This window comes from Psychrobacter sp. DWR1-2-3, assembly GCF_049896465.1.
Taxonomy (GTDB): Bacteria; Pseudomonadota; Gammaproteobacteria; order Pseudomonadales; family Moraxellaceae; genus Psychrobacter; species Psychrobacter maritimus.
Map to the genome: position 1 here is coordinate 106804 of NZ_JAFCUJ010000002.1, position 12743 is coordinate 119546.

Annotated in this window: 8 protein-coding genes; all 8 read left to right on the plus strand. The window is 45.0% G+C overall.

Translation table 11 applies throughout. The features are described 5' to 3' along the window. Positions 1–577 precede the first annotated feature (577 nt). The gene (locus ACP7AA_RS03710; RefSeq protein ID WP_201625620.1) at positions 578–1723 is read left to right on the plus strand and encodes an MFS transporter; all 1146 of its coding nucleotides are present in this window, start codon (positions 578–580) and stop codon (positions 1721–1723) included. A gap of 416 nt (positions 1724–2139) precedes the next feature. Continuing rightward, positions 2140–3810 carry a fatty acid--CoA ligase gene (locus tag ACP7AA_RS03715; RefSeq protein WP_201625609.1) on the plus strand — a complete coding sequence of 557 codons (1671 nt, stop codon included), beginning with the start codon at positions 2140–2142 and terminating at the stop codon, positions 3808–3810. 324 nt (positions 3811–4134) lie between these two features. Then, the gene (locus ACP7AA_RS03720; protein WP_426222704.1) at positions 4135–6219 is read left to right on the plus strand and encodes a propionate--CoA ligase; all 2085 of its coding nucleotides are present in this window, start codon (positions 4135–4137) and stop codon (positions 6217–6219) included. Positions 6220–6515: 296 nt separating this feature from the next. Further along, positions 6516–8000: a CoA-acylating methylmalonate-semialdehyde dehydrogenase gene (locus tag ACP7AA_RS03725; protein ID WP_426222705.1), complete on the plus strand. Its 1485-nt coding sequence runs from the start codon at positions 6516–6518 to the stop codon at positions 7998–8000. 196 nt (positions 8001–8196) lie between these two features. Continuing rightward, positions 8197–9357 (plus strand): acyl-CoA dehydrogenase family protein, encoded by a 1161-nt coding sequence (locus ACP7AA_RS03730; protein ID WP_426222706.1) that lies wholly within the window; start codon positions 8197–8199, stop codon positions 9355–9357. Positions 9358–9489: 132 nt separating this feature from the next. Further along, positions 9490–10272, plus strand: a complete 783-nt coding sequence (locus tag ACP7AA_RS03735; RefSeq protein ID WP_426222707.1) for an enoyl-CoA hydratase — start codon at positions 9490–9492, stop codon at positions 10270–10272. A 58-nt stretch (positions 10273–10330) separates the two neighbouring features. After that, positions 10331–11596: an enoyl-CoA hydratase/isomerase family protein gene (locus ACP7AA_RS03740; RefSeq protein ID WP_426222708.1), complete on the plus strand. Its 1266-nt coding sequence runs from the start codon at positions 10331–10333 to the stop codon at positions 11594–11596. Positions 11597–11692: 96 nt separating this feature from the next. Beyond that, a complete protein-coding gene (mmsB, locus tag ACP7AA_RS03745) occupies positions 11693–12646 on the plus strand; it encodes a 3-hydroxyisobutyrate dehydrogenase (protein WP_426222709.1) in 954 nt (317 codons plus the stop codon). Positions 12647–12743: the final 97 nt, after the last annotated feature.

Below are 12743 nucleotides of genomic sequence, written 5' to 3' on the forward strand. Positions count from 1 at the left end.
TAAGGTTTATTCTGTGCGTTACTTTATTCTATGCATTACTTTGTCAGGCTAGTGCTAAAGTGGTGATATCAATCATAAATAGCAGGGCAAAATAATAGTAGACAGTAATCTATTAGCTGTCAAAAACATTAATCACCTCTACAGTGTTAAAATCAGCCTAGCATTTTAGGGTTGAAAAATTTGTCATTAACAGCACTTGAATAAAAATCCTTTATGATAAATAACATTCATAAATAGCATCGCGAATAACACACCGAAACCTGAGTCTGGTATTTGCTGTGATAAACTCACAAATCATGCATCGTTTTATAGTCAGTCATAAGTTTTATTATTATAACGATTTCATGCTATCGCTTTATTTCTCTCACCTATGCCGTCTAGCTTCCAGCTAAAAAAGGCGTCCAATATAGTCAGTAATACTTTGAATAATAATATAAATAACAGTATAAATAGCGACATCAATGTCAATGTTGATGGTAGTGGCAAAGATAGCAGCGCTATCCGCCGCCATATTCAAACACCCACTCAGCCACCCAATCAACCGCTTCCATTTGATGCGCCTTCATGGGTATTGAAGCTGACGATTGGCTTGATTGGGATGTTTGCTTTTTTGCAGGTCTATTCTATTCAGGCTATTTTGCCAGTATTGATGGTAGATATGTCCGCAACTGAGGTGCAGGCAGGCATGATTGTCGGTGCCACCATATTGGCGATTGCTATCATGTCGCCATTTTTGGGCATGCTTTCTGATGCGGTGGGGCGCAAATCATTTATCGTTGGAGCGCTCTTGTTTTTAGCGATACCTACTGCGTTAATTGCCCAAAGTCCCAATATCGGTTGGATGGGCATGTGGCGGTTTATGCAGGGATTGTCTGTACCCGGTATTACGGTGGTGACGATTGCTTATATCGGTGAAGAGTTTGAGGGGCGCGCGGTCACTGAGCTGATGTCGTTTTATGTCTCAGGCTCGGTGCTTGGCGGCTTTATGGGGCGTTTTTTACTTGGGCACTTGCATGAGCTTATCGGTTGGCGCGCCGGCTACTATGTGATGGCAGGTATGACCCTTGTCGGAGCGCTGTGGGTCGGTAAAATGCTACCATCGTCACGGCACTTTATTGCCAATCCCAATTTTCGCTCAGCCATGCAGACGCTTGGTGAGCATTTAGTCAACCGTTATGTCGTCACGTCCTGCTTACTTGGTGCTTGTGTCCTGTTTTCTTTGGTAGGCTGTTTTACCTTTATTAATTTGCATCTTGCGGATACACCTTATGAATTAAGCACAGGTGCGCTTGCCAATATTTTTGCCGTGTATTTAATCGGGGTTATCATCACCCCATTATCGACGACGTTGCTACGCCGATTTGGCTCAGCGCGTACGGTTCGAGTAGCGATGGTTATCTCGATGCTTGGCGTGCTGCTAACATTGCTAACACCGCTTTGGGGAGTCGTGATAGGGCTTGCTGTTATGTCCACTGGCGTCTTTATTACCCAAGCTGCCACCATCAGTTATATCGCGGTCAATGTTAAAAAAGGACGTTCATTGGCGTCGGGCTTATATTATATGGGCTATTACGCAGGCGGCACGATGGGCGCGTGGCTCTGCGGCATCGCTTATGCGCGTGGGCAATGGTCGCTGACAGTTTGGTTATTATTGTTTGTACAAGTGCTGGCGTTATTGGTTGCTAGCATTGGGATGGTCAAAACAAATCCTCGCGCGAATTAAGAGGATTTTTCGGATAGCGTTTTTTGAGCGCCTATTATTAAGAAAACAATTCTTTTGATAAACTGGCTTTTAGTGCAGCACATTTTAATATAGCAATTTTTAGCACTATATCTTTTCACTTAATATAGCCTTGTCATAACATAATAACCCAAGTATTTAAATGCCAATCAACGTACTGGCCATCGTATGCTACTTACGCAAGCACGCTTTACATAGCCTAGGTTTTTTCTTACTATCAATAAACCCTATCAAGAATGATGATAGGCATCATAATCATTTATAACCGCGTTTATACCACTCATAATGGTAAAAAAGACAATAAAAATGCTAAGTTTTTATATGTTTCCTGACCTATTAAAATAGCTATCAAAAGTGCTTTTAAAATACGTAACGCCATCCACAAGGAAGTCAAATTTATGTCAAATATTTATCATAGTGCGCCGTCAGCCTACGATTATCCGTTAATCGTCAAGCAACTGTTAAATCGTGCCAAAACGGTATCGCTAGAGCAAGAAATCGTTTATGCCGATAAAAAACGCTTCACTTATAAAGAATTGTTTCAGCGTATCAATCGCTTAGCCAATGTTTTAGCAGATTTAAAGCTTGCTGCCGGTGATGTGATTGCAGTCATGGATTGGGACAGTCATCGCTACTTAGAATCGTACTTTGCCATACCAATGTCAGAATATATCTTGCAAACCGTCAATATCCGCTTGTCACCTGAAAAAATCCTTTATACCATCAACCATGCTAAACCAAAAGTATTGCTGCTCAATTCTGAGTTTGCGCCCTTGGTGAAAGATTATCAGTTTGAAAACTCCAGTATTGAGCATATTATTTGGCTTGATGATAATGGGGTGTCACATGAAGGCGTCTTTGGCGGCAATCAAAATCGCGTCACCGGTGAATATGAAGCGCTGTTAGATGCCGCTAGTAGCGAGTTTGAATTCCCAGATTTTGATGAAAACACCATTGCCACCACCTTCTATACTTCAGGCACGACCGGCGATCCAAAAGGGGTGTTCTTTAGCCATCGTCAATTGGTATTACATACGCTGACGGAAGCGGCGACACTAGGTATGCTGCCCAACAAACAAGGCGTCAGTTACGGTGATGTGTATATGCCGATGACGCCGATGTTCCACGTTCATGCGTGGGGTTTCCCGTTTACCGCCACCATGGTTGGTCTAAAACAAGTCTATCCAGGTCGCTATGCGCCCGATGTATTGATGGATTTAATTATCAATGAAAAGGTCAGTATCACCCATTGCGTACCAACGATTTTGCAGATGGTACTCAAAGAAGCGCAAGATCGTGATGCCAGTTTTAATGGGTTAAAAATGATTATCGGTGGCTCTAAACTGACCGAAGGCTTAGCAAAAGCAGCATTGGCACAAGGTATTGAAGTTTATACTGGCTATGGTATGTCTGAGACCGCCCCCCTTATTAGCTTGACAGAATTTAGCCTCAATGAACCTGAGATGTCTGCAGAAGAAGATATCGCCCGCCGTTGTATGACCGGTAAGCCGGTACTGATGGTAGACGCTCAAGTATGGAATACTGACAATGAATCTGTCGGTATGGGTAAAGACAATACGGGCGAGTTGGTGCTGCGTGCGCCTTGGTTAACGCAAAGCTATCTGAAGAATGACGATGCGGGTAAAGAGCTGTGGGAAAATGGCTATATGCATACGCAAGATATCGCCTACATCCAGCCTGATGGTTATATTAAAATTACCGATCGTCTAAAAGACGTGATCAAATCAGGCGGTGAGTGGATATCGTCATTAGAGATTGAGACGATTTTATCGTTACATCCAGCGGTGGCTGACGTGTCAGTGATTGGTGTGCGTGATAAGCAGTGGGGAGAGCGTCCGCTAGCCTTGATTGTGCTCAAACCTGCTTGCCAAGATACCAGCGCCGATGACATCAAAGCGATTGCCGAGCAAGCTGTTGAGCGCGGTATTATTCCTAAGTATGGCGTGCCAAGTCAGTTTAAATTCGTTGATGAGCTACCAAAAACCTCGGTAGGGAAACATGACAAAAAAGTCATGCGCGAGATGTATGCCAATCAAACAGAGGTGTAATCGCTTAGAGTGGTTAACTTTTAATGCGATTATGGCTAGCAAAATATCAAGTAGCTGACACGCTTAATAGTTGACCTTTATCAATAGCTCTGCTACATTTTAAACCGATACATAACGTATCGGTTTTTCAGTTATGGCAGGGATAGCCAGTTTTATATTATGATATTATTTAATAAGAGCGTATCTTATAAAGCATCATATTATGAAGTTATATCTTATAACATTGCTTCTTACAACATTGCTTCTTACAACATTGCTTCTTATAACATTGCTTTTTATAAAAACTTACAGCATTACCCATCGTTTACGCTAAGGACAGCCATTATGAACGAGCAAGCTAACTCTCAAACCAGCAATCAAGCTATGAATCACAATAATAATCAAAGCTTCAATCAATCCTCTAGCCAAAATTCTCAAGCGTCATTTGATAGCAAGCAAACCTTTGCAGATATTTATCAGTCCTCCATTGATAATCGCGAGCAGTTTTGGGCTGAGCAAGCTAAGCGCATTTATTGGCATAAAGAGCCTGAGCAAATCCTTGAAGACAGCAATCTGCCGTTTGCTAAGTGGTTCGTCGGCGGTGAGACCAACCTTTGTTATAACTGTGTCGATCGCCATCTTGCAGAGCGCGCCGAGCAAGATGCCTTTATCTGGCTATCCTCTGAGATTAACCAAGAATTAATCGAAACCTTTCCTACCGTCGTCGATGCCTTTAAAGATTTGGGCAATAACGTTGAGCTTTATACCGACTATACCAAGCGTCGCCTGACTTATAATGACCTTTATAAAGAAGTCAATTACTTTGCCGATGTGCTACAGCGTCACGGTATCGGCAAGGGTGATCGCGTCATCATTTATATGCCGATGATTTTAGAATCGGCTTATGCCATGCTAGCCTGCGCTCGTATTGGTGCCGTACATTCGGTGGTATTTGGTGGCTTTGCTGCCCATAACTTGGCCATTCGTATGGATGATGCCGAAGCAAAAATGGTCATCACGGTGGATGCAGGTTTACGCGGTGGAAAAGTCGTTAACTACAAGAGCTTGGTCAATCAAGGCGTTGAGCAAGCAACGGTCAAGCCCGAGCATGTACTAGTCGTCAATCGTGGTGTGTTGCCGTTTGAGAAAAAAGCTATCGATGTCGATTATGCAACCCAGCGCCGTATCAGTTGTGAAGCCAATGCGATTGTTGAGCCAGTATGGTTAGAGTCCAATACGCCATCTTATTTGCTTTATACCTCAGGCACTACTGGTACGCCAAAAGGTGTGCAGCGTGATACCGGCGGTCATGCAGTGGCGCTAACGACATCGATAGATTATATCTACGATGGCAAGGCGGGCGAGACCTTTTGGGCGATATCTGATATCGGCTGGGCGGTTGGGCATTCTTATACCATTTATGCGCCATTGCTCGCTGGCATGACTAGTGTGATGTATGAAGGCTTGCCACATCGTCCAAACCCTGGCATCTGGTGGCGGATTGTCGAAGCAAATAAAGTGAATATTTTATTTACCGCACCGACGGGTGTGCGTATGCTGAAAAAACAAGATGAAACGTGGATGACCCGCTACGACGTCTCAAGCCTTAAGTCATTCTTTTTAGCAGGTGAGCCACTTGATGAGTCAACGGCCAATTGGCTGACCAAGCATTTAGGGGTGCCGATTTTAGATCATTATTGGCAGACAGAGTCAGGCTGGCCAATTCTAAGTAATACGCCCAAATTTAATCATAAACCGCACAAACAAGGCTCACCCGGTCATCCCATGTATGGTTATGATGCCCACGTGATAAACGAAGAAACCGGCGAGCTTTGTAAAGCTGGCGAAAAGGGCTTGCTCGCCATTCGCGCACCACTGCCACCCGGTTGTCTCACCACCGTATGGCGTAATGACGAGCGCTTTATCAGCAGCTATTTTGGTCTGTTTGATGGCAAGCAATACTCAACTTCGGACTATGCAGTGACGGATGAAGATGGTTATTTTTATATCTTAGGACGTACCGATGATGTGATTAACGTCGCCGGCCACCGTATCGGCACCCAAGAGATTGAAGAGGCGATAAGCACCCATTCAGAGATGGCAGAATGTGCAGTCGTGGGTATTCAGGACGAATTAAAAGGCGAGTTGCCCATCGCTTTTTGTGTGTTAAAAGATCATGAGCAAGTGGCGACGACCGAAAACCGTTTCCGTATTGAGCAGCAAGTCATCGGTGCCGTGGTAAAATCCCTTGGCGGTATCGCTCGTCCAGCCGCGATTTATTTTCCGCAAGCATTACCCAAAACGCGCTCTGGCAAAATCTTACGCCGCGCTATTCGTGCTTTAGCAGAAGGTAATGAGACAGGTGATATGTCAACGCTTGATAACCCAACCGCGATTGATGCGATTAAGCAGTCGATGAAAGACTATTAATCTAATGGCGTATTAATTGAAAAAATTCAGTCATCTTAATATCGGGAAAAGCTCATGTACAATCATGGGCTTTTTCGTTTTTAAACGTTAGAGAATTTAAAGAGTCACAAATTCTTAGATAAAAGTTTGATAAAGCACTTGACCCTAAAATTGATTTATTGCTATAGTCAATAACGATACGAAATAAATCATTTTAAAAATTAAGTGTGATTGATAAAAACTTATCGTTTTTATCTCTTTTTTGAATACTAGGACACCATAAAAGGGTAGTCTCGCAAACAAGATAAGGATATCTTATGCACCACGTTAAACAGCTCATCAATGGTCAATTTGTTGATTCTAATACCAGCGAATGGATTGATATCACCGATCCCGCCACCCAAGAAGTTATTGCTAAAGTTCCGCAAACCACTGACGATGAAATTAATCAAGCCGTCGCTGCCGCTCAGAAAGCCTTTCAGACATGGCGCAAAACGCCAATCACCACGCGTGCGCGTATCTTTTTAAAGTATCAAGCACTCATTCGTGAGCATATGGATGAGCTGGCAGAAATCCTGACAGCCGAGCAGGGTAAAACCATTGCTGACGCTCGCGGGGATGTGTTCCGTGGTCTAGAAGTCGTCGAACATGCCGCAGGTATTGCCAATCTGCAAATCGGCGACTTCGTTGAAAACGTCGCCTCAGGCGTTGATACCTATAGTATCTGGCAGCCACTTGGCGTCTGTGCTGGTATCACCCCGTTTAACTTCCCAGCGATGATTCCACTATGGATGTTCCCAATGGCGATTGCTACGGGTAATACATTCATTCTAAAGCCTTCTGAACAAGATCCGATGGTGACTATGCGTCTGGTTGAGCTTGCCGTTGAAGCGGGCGTACCTGAAGGTGTGTTAAACGTCGTACATGGCGGCAAGGCGACGGTTGATGCCATTTGTGATCATCCAGATATTAAAGCGGTTTCATTTGTTGGCTCAACCAACGTTGGCAAGCATGTCTATGAGCGCGCTAGTAAATCTGGTAAGCGCGCCCAGTGTATGATGGGTGCGAAAAACCATGGCGTTATCCTACCTGATGCTAATAAAGAGCAAACACTCAATCAGCTAGCGGGTGCAGCATTTGGTGCCGCCGGTCAACGCTGTATGGCATTGTCAGTCGTGGTGTTAGTCGGCGCAGCAGGGGAATGGATTGACGATATCAAAGCCAAAGCAGAAGGCTTAGTGGTCTCAGCAGGTAAGCATGATAAAGACTTAGGTCCGCTCATTTCACCTGCCGCAAAAGCCCGTGTTGAGCATCTGATTGGTACGGGGGTAGAAGAGGGCGCCAGTCTACTTCTTGATGGTCGCGGTATCACGGTGGAAGGGTTTGAAAAAGGCAACTTTGTGGGGCCGACTATCTTTGATAACGTTACCGCTGATATGCAAATTTATCAGCAAGAAATCTTTGGCCCTGTTCTGTGTATCATGCGTGCAGCCGACCTTGATGAAGCGATTGAGCTGCTAAATGCCAATCCACATGGTAATGGTACGGCGATCTTTACTCAGTCAGGAGCGGCTGCGCATAAATTCCAGCAGGATGTGCAGGTGGGTCAAATCGGTATTAACTTGCCAATTCCTGTGCCACTACCAATGTTCTCGTTCTCAGGCTCACGTGCTAGTAAGCTGGGTGATCTCGGTCCTTATGGTAAGCAAGCGGTGCAATTTTATACTCAAACCAAAACGGTCACTGCCCGCTGGTTCGATGATGAGGCAAGCCGCGGTGTCAATACCACTATTTCAATGTAATCGTTAATCCAATATATTTGCAGCATCTCAACAACATAGCGACAATCTTACTCAGTATGTTTTTAACAAAGCATGATTTATGATTGTCGTTATAGCGCTGCTATACTGTATAACCAACACGGTTTAAACCACAGTAGACTGACGGCTTATAACCTTTTCTCCACCATATTTGCTATGCAAGCACAAGGATGACCCTATGGATTTCTCATTGACCGAAGACCAAATTGCCTTTCGCCAAACCGCTCGGCAATTCGCTCAAAAAGAGCTAAAGCCCAATGCGGCTGAATGGGATCGCACCTCGCACTTTCCAATTGATGTGATTAAGAAATCAGGCGAGCTTGGCTTTTTGGGGCTATATACCAATCCAGAATATGATGGTTTAGGGCTACCACGCTTAGACTCTGCCATGGTGTTTGAAGAGCTGGCATGGGGTGATACGGCAGTGGCTGCTTATATGAGTATCCATAACATGGCGAGCTGGATGATCGGTGAGTATGGTAGTGATGCCTTGTGCAAAAAGTATTTACCCAATATGGTCAGTGGTGAATGGCTTGGCAGTTACTGCTTAACTGAGCCGAATGCCGGTTCTGACGCCGCCTCATTACGCACCAAAGCCGACAAGCAAGGCGACTATTATGTACTCAATGGCGAAAAAACTTTTATCTCAGGCGCAGGCTCAACCGATGTGTTGGTAGTCATGGCGCGTACAGGCGGCGCAGGACCAAAAGGGGTTTCTGCATTTGTGGTAGACGCTGATAGCGCTGGTATCGAATATGGTAAAAACGAGCATAAAATGGGCTGGAAAGCGCAACCAACGCGCACCATCAGCTTTAAAGATGTCAAAGTAGCAGCAGAAAATTTAATAGGCGAGGAAGGCCAAGGTTTTCGTATTGCGATGAAAGGCTTAGATGGCGGTCGTATCAATATTGGTATCTGTGCGGTAGGTACGGCGCAGTCAGCGCTAGAGACAGCGACCAATTACGTGCAAGAGCGTAGCCAGTTTGGTAGCCCGATTGCCAGCTTACAATCAGTACAGTTTAAGCTTGCTGATATGCTCACACAAACCATTACTGCGCGGCAAATGCTTTATTTAGCAGCTAATAAAGTCGATAACAATGACTCGCAAGCATCTACCTACTGTGCGATGGCAAAGCGTCTCTCAACGGATCTTTGTTTCGATGTCGCTAATGAAGCCTTACAGCTACATGGTGGTTATGGCTATCTAAATGAGTATCCGCTTGAGCGCCATGTTCGAGATTTACGTGTGCATCAGATTTTGGAAGGCACCAATGAGATCATGCGGGTGATTGTCTCGCGTCAGCTTATGCAAGATGATGCGTTGAGTCAATTGCGTTAATCGTAGTACACAGCTATTTTATGGCAATGCTTTTATAGAAATACTTTAAGTGCTCTATGATTTTCTAGGGCTCTTTTACCTAGTGTCTCACCAATAAATCGTACCAAATTCAGATAAAATAAAGGATTATTTATGACGGATTATACCAATCTCAAGTTATCCATTGACGGCCACATTGCTACCGTGACACTGAATAACCCACCAGCCCATACGTGGACGATGGACAGTCTGTCAGCGCTCAAACAGCTGGTTACTGACCTCAATGCCAATGATGATGTTTATGCCTTAATTATCCATGGCGATGGTGAGAAGTTCTTTTCAGCAGGTGCGGACTTAAATAATTTCTCAGACGGTGATAAAGGCCAAGCAGTCAGCATGGCCATCGCTTTTGGCGAAGCGTTTGAAGCACTATCAGCGTATCGCGGTGTGAGTATCGCAGTCATCAACGGCTATGCGATGGGCGGTGGACTTGAGTGCGCGCTGGCCTGTGATATCCGTATCGCAGAAGCGCATGCACAGATGGCCTTACCAGAGACCGGCGTGGGATTATTGCCATGCGCGGGCGGTACGCAGAATCTACCTTTATTGGTTGGTGAAGGCTGGGCGAAGCGTATGATATTGTGCGGTGAGCGCGTCGATGCCGAGACAGCATTACGCATTGGCTTAGTCGAAGAAGTCACGGCAAAAGGTGGCGGTTTATTAGCGGCGCAAGCGCTAGCGCAAAAAGTCGCTAAGCAATCTCCTGTTGCCGTCAGTTATTCTAAACAGCTTATCCAAGCCGCAAGAAACACCCCGCCTGCCCAAAACCTTATCCATGAGCGCGAAGCTTTTGTTAAGTTGTTCGACACCAAAGATCAGCGCGAAGGTGTGCAAGCGTTTTTAGAGAAGCGCAAACCCACTTGGCAAAATAAATAGGCCAAATTAAATCAGACTTAGCGCTAATATTTTTCCTTTTAATTTTTAGGTTACTTTTATGACAGCAGCGACGACAGCGACGGATGATAATAATCAAAAAGCCGTAGAAAAAAATACACAAGAAGCACCAGTATTGTTCAATACTGAGCCGACAGAGTGTGGCCATCTGATTGGGATAATGACGTTAAATACGCCCAAATCTCTCAATGCGCTCAGTGTTGAGATGTGTCAGTTATTAGCCCAGCAGCTAGAGCAGTGGCAAAATGACGATCAGATAGTGGCATTGGTATTAAAAGGAGCAGGAGAAAAGGCGTTTTGTGCCGGCGGTGATATCCGTAAGCTGTATGACAGTATGTCTACCAGTGCGCCGCTACCGAACCCTTATGCGACAGAGTTTTTTGGTCATGAGTATCGTCTTTATCGGCAGATGCATTTTTATCCAAAGCCATTAATCCTCTGGGGCGACGGCATTATTATGGGTGGCGGCATGGGCTTGATGGCAGGTTGTAGTCATCGTTTGGTCACTGAGCGCACCCGCTTTGCCATGCCAGAAGTAACTATTGGACTGTTCCCTGATGCTTCTGGTAGTTGGTTCTTGCAGCGTATGCCAGCTAAAACAGGTTTGTTCTTAGGGCTAACAGGTGCGATGTGTAACGGCAATGACGCTTTATTAGCAAATCTTGCAGAGTATGCCGTTGCCAGTAGTGATTATGATGCCGTCATACAAATTTTAAAACAGAGTAATTGGCAATCAGCAGCTGGTAATACCGATAAATGTCACAACGATAGTGCCTACAGTATTGTTAGCCGTGCACTAGCAGCACAACCAGTAGCCGAATTGCCTGCTAGTAAGTTAGCAACCTATTGGCATCCTATTCAGCAGTTGATGAACAGCGGCGGACTGGGAGATATTGATGCGCTCCTACAAAGCGACGAAGCGCTAGCAAAGCTAGATACAGACTTTGCAGCAGACAGCTGGACGCAGCGCGCAGTAGATACTTATCGACATGGCTGCCCAGTTACCGCCGCTTTAACCTATGCGCTTTATCATAAAGTGACTGATTTGTCGCTAGAGCAAGTCCTATATTTAGAGACCAACGTAGCTGTGCATTGTGCCGCCAATCCTGATTTTAAAGAAGGCGTACGTGCGCTACTAATTGATAAAGACCGTAATCCACAATGGTCGCGTTCACTAGCAGAGTGTCTCAGTAGCGAAGGGCAGGAATATATACATCAGCACTTTGTAAACCCTTATGCTAAAGGCGAACATCCCCTAGGCGATTGGTTGGGTGATGAAGCGTTGGGCAGCCAGCTTGTGTGCTAAGAGCTGGTAACCTCATTATAAGAATCAAGTATAAATTAAAAAACGTAAAACTATGTGTAGCACTGTCTGCATAAGCAATCATCAAGGAGCGATGAGATGGGTACAAAGGATTCAGGTTTAAGCAATAAAGAGTCAAACAATACTGCCAAGCCAAATATAGCTTTTATTGGGCTTGGCAATATGGGTGCACCGATGGCAGAGAACTTGTTAAAGGCAGGTTATACGCTATCGGTTTATGATTTATCTGCGGAGGCAACCGCGCGCTTGCAGCAAGCAGGTGCCAGTGTGGCTGATAGTCCTAAAGATGCTGCGAGCAATGCACAAGTCGTTATTAGCATGTTACCTGCGGGCAAGCACGTTCATTCTGTCTATTTGGGTGAAAATGGCGCTGAAGGCCTACTGGCAGAATTACCCAAAGGCACATTGGTCATCGATAGCAGTACAATAGCGGCGGCTGATGCAAGACTGGTAGCAGAGGCAGCAAGCAAACTTGGCATAGACTTCTTAGATGCGCCAGTCTCCGGCGGTACAGGCGGCGCCATCGCTGGTAGTTTAACCTTTATCGTCGGTGGTAGCGCTGATGCGTTCGCCAAAGCCGAGCCGATATTAGCTATTATGGGCAAAAATATATTTCATGCTGGCGACCACGGTGCTGGACAAGTCGCGAAAATCTGCAACAACATGCTGTTAGGCATTCTAATGGCGGGAACGGCAGAGGCGATTAATTTAGGCGTTAAAAACGGTTTAGACCCCAAAGTGCTGTCAGATATTATGCTACAAAGCTCAGGTCGTAATTGGACGTTAGAGGTCTATAACCCTTATCCACAAGTGATGGAAAATGTACCCTCTAGCAACGGCTATAAAGGCGGCTTTATGAGTAAGCTGATGCAAAAAGATCTTAACCTTGCGATGCAAACGGCTAAGGATACCGATGTTGAAACGCCAATGGGTGCCAAAGCGACAGAGCTTTACGAAGCACATACGCTAGAAAATGGCGATAAGGATTTTTCTAGCATTATGGCGCGTCATGACAGTTCAGTATTGTCTTAACGCTCTAAACGCTTAAAATTGTTAATTTATTTTGAATATTGTGCTTTAATGAAGTATTAAAAGATTGTTCTTGATAGAGCTGCTAAGAAAAGTATAA

What these genes read in the sequence shown, in the direction of transcription:
- ACP7AA_RS03715 (WP_201625609.1), top strand. Translation starts at nt 2,140, where the DNA reads ATGTCAAATATTTATCATAGTGCGCCGTCAGCCTACGATTATCCGTTA.
- ACP7AA_RS03720 (WP_426222704.1), top strand. Translation starts at nt 4,135, where the DNA reads ATGAACGAGCAAGCTAACTCTCAAACCAGCAATCAAGCTATGAATCAC.
- ACP7AA_RS03725 (WP_426222705.1), top strand. Translation starts at nt 6,516, where the DNA reads ATGCACCACGTTAAACAGCTCATCAATGGTCAATTTGTTGATTCTAAT.
- ACP7AA_RS03730 (WP_426222706.1), top strand. Translation starts at nt 8,197, where the DNA reads ATGGATTTCTCATTGACCGAAGACCAAATTGCCTTTCGCCAAACCGCT.
- ACP7AA_RS03735 (WP_426222707.1), top strand. Translation starts at nt 9,490, where the DNA reads ATGACGGATTATACCAATCTCAAGTTATCCATTGACGGCCACATTGCT.
- ACP7AA_RS03740 (WP_426222708.1), top strand. Translation starts at nt 10,331, where the DNA reads ATGACAGCAGCGACGACAGCGACGGATGATAATAATCAAAAAGCCGTA.
- mmsB (WP_426222709.1), top strand. Translation starts at nt 11,693, where the DNA reads ATGGGTACAAAGGATTCAGGTTTAAGCAATAAAGAGTCAAACAATACT.